This is a genomic window from Arthrobacter sp. S41, assembly GCF_004320535.1.
Taxonomy (GTDB): Bacteria; Actinomycetota; Actinomycetes; order Actinomycetales; family Micrococcaceae; genus Glutamicibacter.
The window spans coordinates 1,444,551-1,456,829 of sequence record NZ_SIHY01000001.1; the positions used below are offsets into that span (position 1 = coordinate 1,444,551).

At 54.9% G+C, this 12,279-nt stretch carries 15 protein-coding genes; 4 read left to right on the forward strand and 11 right to left on the reverse strand.

The window, feature by feature from the left end; translation table 11 throughout:
• Positions 1 to 65 precede the first annotated feature (65 nt).
• The 3 genes from EYR88_RS06650 to EYR88_RS06660 are packed head-to-tail and all read right to left on the reverse strand — an operon-like array spanning position 66 to position 2,120.
• The gene (locus EYR88_RS06650; protein WP_131088883.1) at positions 66 to 821 is read right to left on the reverse strand and encodes a cytochrome c biogenesis CcdA family protein; all 756 of its coding nucleotides are present in this window, start codon (positions 819 to 821) and stop codon (positions 66 to 68) included.
• Positions 822 to 829: 8 nt separating this feature from the next.
• The gene (locus tag EYR88_RS06655; protein ID WP_207306468.1) at positions 830 to 1,453 is read right to left on the reverse strand and encodes a TlpA disulfide reductase family protein; all 624 of its coding nucleotides are present in this window, start codon (positions 1,451 to 1,453) and stop codon (positions 830 to 832) included.
• 4 nt (positions 1,454 to 1,457) lie between these two features.
• Complete coding sequence (locus EYR88_RS06660) at positions 1,458 to 2,120, reverse strand: histidine phosphatase family protein (protein ID WP_131088884.1); 663 nt, start codon at positions 2,118 to 2,120, stop codon at positions 1,458 to 1,460.
• A 178-nt stretch (positions 2,121 to 2,298) separates the two neighbouring features.
• Here EYR88_RS06660 and EYR88_RS06665 point away from each other — a divergent pair, with 178 nt between their 5' ends.
• Positions 2,299 to 3,090, forward strand: a complete 792-nt coding sequence (locus EYR88_RS06665; RefSeq protein ID WP_131088885.1) for a DUF3824 domain-containing protein — start codon at positions 2,299 to 2,301, stop codon at positions 3,088 to 3,090.
• A 101-nt stretch (positions 3,091 to 3,191) separates the two neighbouring features.
• On the opposite strand, the gene EYR88_RS06670 is transcribed toward EYR88_RS06665, so the two are convergent.
• Positions 3,192 to 3,827 (reverse strand): redox-sensing transcriptional repressor Rex, encoded by a 636-nt coding sequence (locus tag EYR88_RS06670; protein WP_131088886.1) that lies wholly within the window; start codon positions 3,825 to 3,827, stop codon positions 3,192 to 3,194.
• Positions 3,828 to 3,893: 66 nt separating this feature from the next.
• Positions 3,894 to 4,139: a glutaredoxin family protein gene (locus EYR88_RS06675; protein ID WP_315973789.1), complete on the reverse strand. Its 246-nt coding sequence runs from the start codon at positions 4,137 to 4,139 to the stop codon at positions 3,894 to 3,896.
• Positions 4,140 to 4,201: 62 nt separating this feature from the next.
• On the opposite strand from EYR88_RS06675, the gene EYR88_RS06680 reads away from it, so the two are divergent.
• On the forward strand, positions 4,202 to 5,008 hold the full coding sequence (locus tag EYR88_RS06680) for an HAD-IB family hydrolase (protein ID WP_131088887.1): 807 nt from the start codon (positions 4,202 to 4,204) through the stop codon (positions 5,006 to 5,008).
• Positions 5,009 to 5,109: 101 nt separating this feature from the next.
• On the opposite strand, the gene EYR88_RS06685 is transcribed toward EYR88_RS06680, so the two are convergent.
• The 5 genes from EYR88_RS06685 to EYR88_RS06705 form a co-directional block, all read right to left on the reverse strand.
• A complete protein-coding gene (locus tag EYR88_RS06685) occupies positions 5,110 to 5,208 on the reverse strand; it encodes an AURKAIP1/COX24 domain-containing protein (RefSeq protein WP_005504750.1) in 99 nt (32 codons plus the stop codon).
• Positions 5,209 to 5,346: 138 nt separating this feature from the next.
• Positions 5,347 to 5,571, reverse strand: a complete 225-nt coding sequence (locus EYR88_RS06690) for a helix-turn-helix domain-containing protein (protein ID WP_131088888.1) — start codon at positions 5,569 to 5,571, stop codon at positions 5,347 to 5,349.
• A gap of 256 nt (positions 5,572 to 5,827) precedes the next feature.
• Positions 5,828 to 7,171: an NADP-specific glutamate dehydrogenase gene (gdhA, locus tag EYR88_RS06695; RefSeq protein WP_131088889.1), complete on the reverse strand. Its 1,344-nt coding sequence runs from the start codon at positions 7,169 to 7,171 to the stop codon at positions 5,828 to 5,830.
• Positions 7,172 to 7,328: 157 nt separating this feature from the next.
• Positions 7,329 to 7,766 carry a metalloregulator ArsR/SmtB family transcription factor gene (locus EYR88_RS06700; protein WP_131088890.1) on the reverse strand — a complete coding sequence of 146 codons (438 nt, stop codon included), beginning with the start codon at positions 7,764 to 7,766 and terminating at the stop codon, positions 7,329 to 7,331.
• Between the two features lie 100 nt (positions 7,767 to 7,866).
• Entirely contained in the window at positions 7,867 to 9,036 is a 1,170-nt protein-coding gene (locus EYR88_RS06705; protein WP_131089814.1) for an acetoin utilization protein AcuC, read from the reverse strand.
• A gap of 207 nt (positions 9,037 to 9,243) precedes the next feature.
• Between EYR88_RS06705 and EYR88_RS06710 the strand changes: the two genes are divergently transcribed.
• Both EYR88_RS06710 and EYR88_RS06715 read left to right on the forward strand, forming a co-directional pair.
• Positions 9,244 to 10,677 (forward strand): potassium transporter TrkG, encoded by a 1,434-nt coding sequence (locus tag EYR88_RS06710; RefSeq protein WP_131088891.1) that lies wholly within the window; start codon positions 9,244 to 9,246, stop codon positions 10,675 to 10,677.
• Positions 10,670 to 11,341 carry a TrkA family potassium uptake protein gene (locus tag EYR88_RS06715; protein WP_131088892.1) on the forward strand — a complete coding sequence of 224 codons (672 nt, stop codon included), beginning with the start codon at positions 10,670 to 10,672 and terminating at the stop codon, positions 11,339 to 11,341. Before EYR88_RS06710 ends, EYR88_RS06715 begins: the two co-directional genes overlap by 8 nt.
• A 92-nt stretch (positions 11,342 to 11,433) precedes the next feature.
• Here EYR88_RS06715 and proC read toward each other — a convergent pair whose 3' ends face one another.
• Positions 11,434 to 12,276 (reverse strand): pyrroline-5-carboxylate reductase, encoded by an 843-nt coding sequence (proC, locus tag EYR88_RS06720; RefSeq protein WP_131088893.1) that lies wholly within the window; start codon positions 12,274 to 12,276, stop codon positions 11,434 to 11,436.
• Positions 12,277 to 12,279: the final 3 nt, after the last annotated feature.

Genomic DNA, 12,279 nt, shown 5'->3' on the forward strand with positions numbered 1-12,279 from the left:
GGTACCGACAAACCCTAATGCGGGTGCGTCTTGGGTGCCTTTGGACTTCCGTTGTTTTTTCGCCATTAAATTGGCAACCTCACTTCATTGGCAAACCAGTTTTGCAGTTCTGACACCCAAGTGCCCCATAGGCCAGTCACCATGACTACGCCGAGGGCCATGAGCATTGCGCCGCCAAAACGCATGATGAATACCTGATGTTTGCGGAAGAACGCTAATGCCTGCATTCCGCGCTGTAGTCCAAGGGCTATCAGGATGAACGGCAACCCTAGTCCTAGGCAGTAGAACGCCGTGAGCAATGTGCCTCGTGCGACGTTGGCTCCGCCACCGGTAGACATTATTAGTACCGCGCTCAAGGTTGGGCCGATGCACGGTGCCCAGCCTAGACCAAAGGTCAGGCCCAGGACCGGAGCACCCCATAGCCCGGCTGGTGGTTTTTTATGGATCTTACGGTCACGCTGCATCCATGAGAATCCGCCCATGAAGACGATGCCCATAAAAATTACGACAATGCCCAGAATCTGGGTGACCCAAGATCCATTAAATTTTAACCAGGCGGTCGCCTGGCTGAACAGCACGCCAGCTGCGATGAAAACTACGGAGAATCCAAGAACAAACAGCAAGATTCCAAGGACTACCCGGCCTCGTCGGTGTTCTTTGAGATCCGCTCCGGTCAGACCGGTGACGTAGCCAAGAAATCCGGGAACCAGTGGCAGAACGCAGGGAGAAAGAAATGATACTAATCCCGCCAACACCGCTACCGGCGACGCGAGTAATAACGACCCGTCTAGGACGATGTCGGCAAATGGATTTGAGGTCAACGCCTAGCTCACAACTCTTCGGTCAAAGCAGTATCGATCAGCGACTTCAAAGTGCCCGGATCCGCTGCACCAATAACGCGGGCGCGCACTCGTCCCTTGCGGTCTAGGACCAGGGTGGAAGGAACGGCTTGCAAAGGCACGTACTTGGTCATAGCTAGCTGAATATCGCCAGAGGTGTCTTGGATTGATTCATAAGGAAGGTCAAAGGTGCGTTCAAACGCCTTGGCTGCCTCCGCTTCATCACGCACGTTGACGCCAATGAACTCCACCTTGTCACCAAACTTGTTGGCCAACTTCTTCAAATCTGGAGCTTCGATACGGCATGGCGCACAGGCGGCGTACCAGAAGTTCATCACTACTGGCTTGCCTTCCCACTTGCTGAAGTCAACGTCGGTGCCGTGGTACGTGGTCGCGGTGATCTCTACTGGTTCACTGCGCTTGGATGCTACGTATTCCTGCACAGCTCCGTCGCCAGCAATGTAGTTTTTCCCATCGCCGTTGTTTGCTTGCGCAGTCAACGTATCTTCCTTGGCGCCACAGGCAGCCAAAGGAACGATCGCGGCGGTAAGCATCAACGAACGCAGCATGGTGCGTCGGCTCAGATTGCGCGGGGTTGGCACAGGATCAGTCATTTGCTTAGGCTCCAGGAATATTCGCTGCGCCGGCCAGTAGCTCGGGGTTTGGTTCGGTGTATCGCACGGAGACTAATTCGTCCCCTTCAAAGTCGAAGCTCGTGACCGAGGCCAGCGTGCATTCGCGCTGACGCGGGTCGTGCCACAACGGCTTCTTCTCGGCTGCTCGGCGAGTGACCCAGATAGGAAGCTGGTGACTAACAATGATCACTTCGGCGCCTTCGCCGTGTTCGGCGACAGCAGCGCGACGATGCGCATCCATGGCTTCACGCATGCGCTGAACCTGCTGCGCATAAGGTTCGCCCCATGATGGCTTGAGTGGGTTGACCAACAATGGCCAGAACTTCGGCTGACGAAGGTGCTCGGCGACCTTGGACAGGCCTTGAAGTTTGTTACCGGCTTCGATGACACGGTCATCAGTGCGAATCGGCAGGTTCAGGGCGTGGCTGGTGGGAGCAGCGGTTTGCTGGGCACGGATCAATGGCGAAGCAACCAAGCGAACCACCTTGGCTCCCTCGGCCTGACGCTGAGCGAAAAATTCGCCGGCCGCATCAGCCATTTTGAATCCCAGCTCGGAGAGCCCGTAGCCGGGGATCCGTCCGTAAAGAATACGGTCAGGGTTGAAAACTTCCCCGTGGCGCAACAAATGGACGGTCGATAAAGGCATACTTCCAGTGTCTCAAATGTTCAGTGCAAAATAGTCATATTGTGTCCACCATCAACTATTCACAGCCCATGCATGGGATTCCCATATAGAAAAACCATCCTTTTGGATGGGGTAGCTCACAGCGCCGAGTACTAGTCTTGAACACAACAACAAGTTGACCCCTAAAGGATGATGGATCATGAGTAATTACGACCCGAATCAACCCGGCCAGCCCTACAATCCTGAGTCCGGCGCTCAAGGTTCAAATCCGAACCCTTACGGCGAAAACCCGTATGCACAGCAGCCTTCCCCGTACGGACAAAACCCATACGGTCAGAACCCGCAAGCCGGGCAAGATCCTTACGCACAAGCTCCGATGACTGCTGGCTACAACCAGTTCCCTACCCAGGGTGGCTACGCCGCAGTTCAGCCTCCAGCAACCCGACCAAAGACCTTGCAGATTGCTTTTATCTTGATTCTGCTTTCTGGTGTTGTCGGTGCGATTGCTAGCTGGATGATCTCCACCTCAAATCTGTTCACCAACATGGTTGCTTCCCAGTGGGCAGCGGTGGAGACCGAACTAGAAACGCAGATGGAAAGTTCGCCTGAAATGGCTAACGACCCAACCCTGCAGCAGATGATGAACAGCCCCGAAGCGTTCATGGCACAGGCCAGCTCGGTAGTGGCCGGCATCAGCATTGTTGGTGCCATCATCTCGGTACTTCTGTACTTCTTGGTGGGCTTCTTTGTAGGCCGTGGTGTGGGCGCGATGCGCGTTATCGCTACCATCTTGGCTGTACTGTCACTGTTCGGCATGTTCTCAACCGTGTCCGCCATCAGCATGTACGGCGACTCCCAGGCCGGTGTCCTGAGCGCGGTCTGCATCATTGGTGTATTGCTTGGCGTTGCTGGTGTGGTCTTTGCTTGGCTTCGTCCATCATCCGAATACATTGCAGCCCGTCGCATGGCTCGTCGCGCCGGTTACCGGTAAACAGCTGTAGCGCCCGGACTTCAGGGCAAATAGCTAAGGCGTTGCCTGTTTTGTCATCACTGACAAAAACAGGCAACGCCTTTTTTATTGCTAAAAGTTGGTTAGCCTTGCACGGCCAGATAAGCCAGAATCTGTAATTCTGTCGACAGATCAACACGGCGTAGGTTCATGCCGGTTGGAACCTTTAAAGGTTTCGGGGCAAAAGACAGCACCGATCGCACGGAATTTTCAGCAAGTACGTAAACGAGATCTTGAGCAGCATCACCAGGGACCGCTAGCACCGCAATATTGATTTCTTCGCGGGCTACTACTTGGGCAAGATCCGCTATTGACTCAACGGTCAGTTCACCGACTTTGTCACCGATTAGGGCAGGGTCAACATCCAAAATGGCTTTGACGTTGAAGCCACGCGAAGTGAAACCCGCGTATCCGCTCAACGCGCGGCCCAGGTTACCGGCACCGACAATCGCTACTTTCCAGTCTTGGTTCAGCCCCAAGGTCCGACTGATGTGTTCAGCCAGTTCTCGCACGACATAACCGACTCCACGCGTTCCATAGGAGCCGAGCCATGAAAGATCTTTACGCAAGATTGAGGGGTTCACCCCAGCCTCTTTGGCCAACACCCCGGAGCTGGTGCGTTCGCGCCCTTGGGCTTCGAGAGTGTTCAACGCCCGCAGGTACTGAGTGAGTCGAGCCAAGGTGGCTTCAGGCAGGACACGAGCTTCAAGCTCAGACATCTTCGTTCCCCTGCACTTTCCAATGGGCTAAGCGAGCACCGCGCATGTTCATGTTTGTGGCAACTGCTAGTTGGTGAGCAGACGCTCAAGCCGTTGTGGATCGATGGTCCAGAAGTCTCGGACCTGTCCGTCAATGAACAGCACTGGAACCTCTTCATGATGCTTTGCCAACAGATCAGGATTCTGATCTATGTCTATCTCAGAAAATTCCATATTCAACCGGCCCGTCACTTCTGCCACTGTCTGCCGAGCGGCGTGACAAAGGTGGCAGTCTTTTCTAACCAACAGTTGAATCTGATGCAAAGTACTCACCTGTCCATAATCTCACGAGCCGTAACCACGCTTGAACTTTAAGATGAAATAAACTGGATCAAATGTCTTCCTCAGAATTTGACTCCACGCAGTCTCAAGCTCCGGCATCGGGTACCGTCGCCGCATTTTTTGATGTGGACAACACCCTGGTTCGCGGTGCCTCGCTTTATCTACTGGCGCGCAAACTCCGTGAACACAAATTCTTCCAATTCCGCGAGATTCTATGGTTCGCGTTGAAACAACTGCGCTATGCCGCCCGTGGCGAGCATTTGGGCGACATCCATCAGATTCGTGACCGTGCGTTGATGATGGTGCGCGGAATCCCGGTGGCCGAAATTGAGCAAATCGGCAACGAGATCTATGACGAGTTCATCGAACCGAAGCTGTGGTCCGGGACCGTGGCCATTGCCCGTCAGCACCTGCATGTAGGTCGCGAAGTCTGGCTGGTCACCGCCACTCCCCTGGAAGTGGCGAATGTCATCTCGGATCGGCTCAATCTTTCCGGCGCTTTGGGCACCGTGGTGGAAAGTAAGGACGGTTTGTACACCGGGGCGTTGGCTAGCCCAATTCTTCACGCAGCCGAAAAAGCGCAAGCTGTTCGGTCCCTGGCTAAGGCTCGCGGGATCTCACTTTCGCGTTCCTGGGCCTACTCGGATTCCTACAATGACGTTCCATTGCTAGAAGCCGTTGGCCATCCTGTGTGCATCAATCCGGATGCTCGGTTACGTGCCTACGCCAAGCGCAGAGGCTGGCAAGTTTACGATTTCCGCACCGGCCAACGAGCCGCCAAGCTCAGCCTGCGAGCAGCCGGAGTCATCGGTGCGCTGTGGGCCGCTAGGCGCTCTATCCTGCGCCGTTCCGGCTCTTAGCAGGGTGTTAGTTACTTCTGGATAAAGCAATCGCCACCGTTTGCAGTTCAACTGCATATCGGTGGCGATGATTGCCTAGCGGCAAAGTGCTCGAAGTAGATTTACTTCTTATTGCGACGCTGGTGACGAGTCTTACGAAGCAATTTACGGTGCTTCTTCTTGGACATACGCTTGCGGCGCTTCTTGATAACAGAGCCCATAATGGTTCCTCACAAACTAATAAATGCGTCAACCCAAAATATCTGCTTGCACGCAAGCAAAAGGACAAGGTTGACCGGACGTTAAACGTTCCTTAATAGATTACCCGCTTTTCGGTCATGCTCTGACCATCGTGCGGACTAACGGCCGTATGAACCAGTACCGTGCTGCGGATCAATAGCCGCGGCACTTAGGTAGGATTCGACAGCGTTCTCCGGTACACGATAGGAGCGACCGAACTGAACGGCAGGCAGATCGCCTGCGTGAATCAGCCGATAAACCGTCATTTTGGAAACACGCATCATGTCAGCCACTTCGGCTACCGTCATGAAACGGGCTCCTGCAAAATTCTGTCTATCCGTCATGCGGGATATTCTCCTGACGCTGATCTCTATTTCGTCGCGTTACTAGCGAAGGTGAACTTACACGACTTTGGATCAACATCGGCGATCAGGTTCACGTTCGCTTTGTCCTAGTCTAATCGCACTTTGGTAACTTTCGCATCACGCAACACTTCAGGGCGCATCTGAATCAAAAATTTTGTTGCTTAATTGAGACAATTCGCGAGCCACGGTCCAATACAACCGGCTGTGACACGCGAGTCGTAATCAAAGGATTCCCCTAGATGACGCCTTGGGCCAGCATGGCGTCCGCTACCTTCACAAAGCCAGCGATGTTGGCACCGGCAACATAATTGCCTGGTATGCCGTACTCGTCAGCGGTTGTCGCACATCGGTCGTGAATGCCCACCATGATCTCGGTCAGACGCTGCTCGGTGTGTTCGAAACTCCACGAGTCACGGCTGGCGTTTTGTTGCATTTCCAGCGCTGAGGTTGCCACGCCACCTGCGTTGGCTGCCTTACCTGGGCCAAAGAGCACCCCGGCTTCTTGGAAGAGTGAGGTTGCAGCAGCGGTTGTTGGCATATTGGCGCCTTCGGCAACAGCAATGGTTCCTGCGGCCACCATCTTCTTCGCGGCACTTTCATCCAGCTCGTTCTGCGTTGCGCAGGGCAGTGCGACGGTTCCAGCAACGTCCCACACGCTGCCAGCTTCAACGTAGTGCACCCTGCTGGTTCCACGGCGTTGTGCGTATTCGGCAATACGTCCGCGCTCAACTTCCTTGATCTGGCGTAGCAGTTCTAGGTCGATGCCATCTTCGTCAACGATGTAGCCGGCCGAGTCCGATGCGGTCACGACCTTGGCACCTAGGTTGGCAGCTTTCTCGATGGCGTGAATGGCCACGTTGCCGGATCCCGAGATGATCACCCGTTGCCCGTCGAAGGACTGGCCGCGGGTCTTGAGCATTTCTTGGGTGAAGATCACGGCCCCGTAGCCGGTTGCTTCCGGGCGAACCAACGAGCCGCCCCAGCTCAGTCCTTTGCCGGTCAAGACGCCAGATTCGTATCGGTTGGTAATGCGCTTGTACTGTCCGAAGAGATAGCCGATTTCGCGGCCGCCCACGCCAATATCACCGGCAGGCACATCGGTGTATTCGCCAATGTGACGGTACAGCTCGGTCATGAACGATTGGCAGAAGCGCATAACTTCACCGTTGGACTTTCCCCGTGGATCAAAGTCAGACCCACCCTTGCCGCCGCCAATAGGCATACCGGTTAGGGAATTCTTGAAGATTTGTTCAAAGCCTAGGAACTTGACGATGCCTAGGTACACCGAGGGGTGGAAACGCAGTCCACCCTTGTACGGGCCTAATGCGGAGTTGAACTCAACGCGGAAGCCTCGGTTGATTTGGACTCGACCTTGGTCATCAACCCACGGCACACGGAAAATGATCTGTCGTTCGGGTTCGCACAAGCGTTGCAGGATCGCTGCTTCAGCATATTCGGGATGTTTGAGCGATACAGCTTCAAGGCTGTCGAATACTTCGGTGACCGCTTGGTGGAATTCTGATTCTCCGGGGTTACGACGGAAAACTTCATCACGAATCGTTGTTAAGTGCGTATCCAAGTTTCTCTCCTCATCAAACGGGGCAGGAACATGCGCACTGGGAAACTTACCCGTGGCGACACTGTCCCCCTTTCGAGAGTGTCATGGAGAACACACCGAGCTAAAATTTGCCGTTAAAAACCAGAAACATAACCGTAACTTGAAAACTGGGGATCACTTAGCGACGGCGGCCAAAGCGCGGAAGCCGCTCCAAGAATTCTTGAGCACGTCCAGTAACTTGTTCCAGGCCTCGGCCAACGCTGCGGCCAATCTGTTGCGCAGTGGGGTTGGCGGTTGTTGCCAGCTCAGTGCCCGCTTCAGATTCATGGAGTTCTTGTTGCTCTTCGAGTACTTGTTCTGGCAGCAGATCGGCGCACCAACGAACAAGCTGCTCTAGCGCGGAGGTATCGATGCTGTAGATACGGCGCTGCCCGGCAGCGGCCATGCTCACCAGCTGCGCCTCACGTAATACCTTCAGGTGCTTGGATACCGTGGGCTGGGAAATTTCCAGCTCGGTTACCAAAGCGCCCACCGCTTTCGGTTCGCTTTTGAGAGCTTCAATAATTTTGCGTCGGGTTGGTTCTGCCAAAGCCGAGAACACTTCATCAATTGCCACACACATAACCCTAACGGCATATGACCTTCTGGCCATTGATTTCGCCGGGCTATCCACGGTGAAATTCACGGCAATTGCCTAACCGATGAAGTTCAAAGGCTCAGTCAAACCAGGGGTCGAGTCCAAAGAGCGGGAAGATTTCCTTGCGAGTCGCGATGATCGTGCGGTCCACTGGATCGGCTGGATCGTAGCCGACTTCCCAGTTGCGCCACCACAGCTGGGCGTCATCACCCATCAGGTACGGGGTGGCACGACCGTATCGTTCCAAAACATATCGTCGGAAAGTCTCCGGGACATATGTTCTTAGCGGCACGGGCTTCCCGGCGACGATGGCCGTCAGATGAGTCCACACACGCGGGACCACTGCGCTCACGTTGTAGCCGCCACCACCGGTGGCCAACCATCGACCTTCGCAGACCTCATCGGCCAGCTGGGAAATATCCAAAGCGGCCTGACGTTGCGCGTCCACGGAGAGTTTGAGGTTGGTCATGTCGTCGTCACGGTGGGCATCGCAACCATGCTGAGAAACGATAATCTCTGGCTTGAAGGCATGAACCAGCTGGGGAACAATCGCATGGAAGGCGCGCATCCATCCGGAATCCCCGGTCATGGCCGGCAGCGCCACATTGACTGCACTGCCTTCGGCTTGCTTGCCGCCAATATCGTTGGCGAATCCTGTTCCAGGAAATAACGACAGGCCAGATTCGTGGATGGATATCGTCAGTACTCTTGGGTCATCCCAAAAAATTGATTCGGTGCCATCCCCATGGTGAGCGTCAACATCGATGTAGGCAACCCGTTGCACCCCACGGTCGAGCATGCGTTGGATCGCTGCGGCAGCGTCGTTATAGATGCAGAAACCGCTGGCTTTTCTTCGCGCCGCATGGTGCATGCCGCCTGCAAAGTTCACTGCTCGAACGGTACTTTCATCCATTATGGATTGCGCGGCAATCACTGAGCCACCCACAATACGCGCCGAAGCATTATGCATGCCGGCGAAGACTGGATCATCTTCGGTGCCCAAACCAAAGTCTTCTGCAATCAGTGTCGGATCTTCGCTGACCCGACGCACCTGATCAATGTAGGCCTGATCATGCACGGTTGCCACAAGCGCATCACTAGCAATTTCTGGAGCATGGATACTCACGTTTTGCGCGCTCAGCACTTCGAGTTCTCCGCTAAGGCGGTAGGTCAGTTCTAAACGTGATGGGTGCATCGGATGCCAGTCGCTGAATTTGTACTTCAGATACTGTTCATCCCACATGACCATAGTTGGGCGAGGAGCCTGCTGCGGATCTAACACTTTTTCAGGCTACCTGATAGTGATCCAACTCATGAATATATGGCGTATTCGGCCACGCAGTCATTCTTTAGGGCGATATGACAAGCGTTTGGCCCGGGAAACGCGTAAATTACTAGGAGGACTTGAACCTCCACATCTTTATTCCACCCGGCCAGAAGAAACTGCGAGTTATCGATGAGCATAGGCAGTGAACTGGGCCCCAGCGCCCGGGCAGCTGAATTGCGCGAGAAGCGCCGCAAGCAACGATTTGCGTTTCGCGCGAGAATTGCTGACATCACCGTACGCTCCCCCGCGCGCTTAACGCTGAGCGTCTTTCTCTTAGCGATCACACTTTTCACTTCCCTGCTCGCTGCCCCGTTTTCTTCTTCTAAGGGTGAAGTGACTCCCCTGCACGACGCGCTGTTTACCGCAGTTTCTGCGGTTTGCGTGACTGGTCTAACCACCGTCTCCACCGCAGCGCACTGGTCCTTTGTTGGACAGCTGATCATGCTGATCGCTGCATTCATGGGTGGTTTGGGCATTTTGACGCTGGCCTCGATCATGTCGTTGGCCGTCTCACGCAAGTTGGGCGTCCGCGCCAAGCTCATGGCACAGAAGTCCATGGACAGTTCAGGTGCCTCCGCGTTGGGCGAGGTTAGTTCCTTGCTGCGCATCGTGATCACCACGGCCGTGAGCCTTCAGGGACTTATCGCGCTGTTCCTGATCCCGCGCTTCTATGTTCTGGGCGAAAGTTTCCTTTCCTCTATTTGGCACGGGATTTTCTATGCCGTCTCAGCGTTTAACAACGCCGGGTTCACTCCCCACTCAGATGGTTTGGTGCCTTACGAAACTGACCTGTGGATCTTGATCCCTTTGATGGTCGGCGTGTATGCCGGCTCGCTGGGCTTCCCAGTAGTCATGGTCTTGTTGGCGCACAAGTTCAACGTCAAAAAATGGAACTTGCACACCAAACTGACCATGCTGGTCACCACGCTATTGCTCTTTGCTGGCGCGCTACTGTGGCTGGTATTTGAATGGTCCAACCCGCGTACCCTGGGTGACATGTCCATAGGCGACAAGGTCATTCATGCTTTATTTGCCTCGACGATGACGCGCTCTGGCGGCTTCAACTTGGTTGATCAAAATGACATCCACCAGGTGACGGTGTTGCTCACCGATGCATTGATGTTTGCTGGTGGCGGTTCGGCATCCACCGCCGGCGGTATTAAGGTCACCACCATCGCTGTTATGTTCCTAGCAATCATGGCCGAAGTTCGAGGCGACACCGAAGTGACCGCGTTTGGTCGCCAAATTCCCCAGGGAACAATGCGCGTAGCTATCTCGGTAGTTGCGATGGGCGGTTCGTTGGTCATGGTGGCCACCGGCGTTTTGGTCACCATCGATGAGTCTGTTGGTTTTTCCCGTGCCTTGTTCGAATCCATTTCAGCTTTCGCCACCGTCGGATTAAGTACCGGCGTGTCTCAAGAGATGCCACCGGCCGGTAAATACGTACTCAGTATCCTTATGTTTGCTGGACGTATCGGTAGCATCACCCTAGCTAGCGCGCTGACCATGCGCCACCGTAACTCCCTGTTTAGACTTCCAGAAGAGAGGCCGCTCATTGGCTGACAAGAATATAGACCACAATGCCCCAGTTCTGGTGATCGGTCTGGGACGTTTTGGTGCCTCCGTAGCCCAAACGTTGGTCAAGCAGGGCCGAGAAGTTTTGGCCATCGAACGCAGCCCAGAACTCGTTCAGCAGTGGGCCAGTACGCTCACCCACGTGGTCGCCGCTGATGCCACGAACATTGATGCACTACGTCAGCTTGGTGCCCAAGAGTTCTCCTCCGCCGTGGTTGGCGTGGGTACTTCCATCGAGTCATCCGTGCTGATCACGGTGAACTTGGTGGACTTGGGAATTGAGCATCTGTGGGTCAAGGCCATTACCCCTTCGCACGGCAAGATCCTCACGCGCATCGGTGCCAATCACGTGATTTACCCGGAAGCAGATGCTGGGGTCCGTGCCGCGCACTTGGTCGGTGGACGTATGTTGGACTTCATTGAATTTGAAGACGGCTTTGCCATCGTGAAGATGTATCCGCCAAAGGAGACTCAGGGCTTCACCCTTGCGCAGTCCCAGGTTCGTTCTAAGTACGGCGTGACCATTGTCGGTGTGAAATCGCCCGGTGAAGATTTCACGTACGCTGTGCCAGACACCATCGTGACCCGTAGAGACGTGCTGATCGTTTCTGGGCACGTGGACTTGCTAGAAAGATTTGCGGCCCGTCCGTAGGCCATTGCACGGCGCTTGGCACGGATGGAAGAGGCCGGTACCCCTTAGGGGTACCGGCCTCACTCATCTTTAGTTGTAAAAAGAAACGGCGATTAGCCTAGTTCCTCGCTGAGCTTGGCCGCACGTGCAGCAGCAGCCTGGGTGCCCGCAGCAATAATCTTTGGGATACCCTGCTCATCAAAAGTAAGGATGGCCTGCTCGGTGGTGCCCTTAGGGCTGGTCACAGCCTTGCGCAGCTCACCCGGGTTAGCGTTCGGATCAGAAAGCATCTTGCCGGCACCGGCAACGGTGGCTCGGGCCAGATCGATGGATAGCTTTTCATCCAGACCCATCGCTACACCGGCGTTAGCCATGGCTTCAGCCAGGTAGAAGGCGTAGGCAGGGCCTGATCCTGAAATCGCGGAGAGTGCATTTTGCTGGGACTCATCGATGACGTGAACGTCGCCGGAACCTGAAAGTAGGTCGCTGACAAGTTTGGTCTGCGTTTCGCTCACGCTTTGAGCTGGGCTCAAGCCAACTACGCCTGCGCCAACCATCAATGGGGTGTTTGGCATGGAGCGAATCACCGGCTGGTCAGCAGGCAAGTGTGCCTGCATGCTTGCCAGGGTGATGGCGGCAGCGACTGAAACGACAACCTTTTCTGCGGTGAGGGATTCGGAAATCTCTTCACACAAGTCAGTAATTCCTACTGGCTTTACACCCAGGAAAATGATGTCGGAGTCGGCGGCAGCCTTAGCGTTGGCCGATGAGTCTTCTTCGCTAACCAGCACGTTGATGCCTAGTTCGCGAAGTTCTGCAGCTCGCTTGTCGCTACGGATGGTGGCGGTGATCAGCTTGGGATCGTGGCCTGACGCGACAATGCCGCGAAGGATGGCACCATTCATGGATCCGGTGCCGAGGAAGGACAGTTTTAGGTTCTTTGTTGCTTCACTCATAAG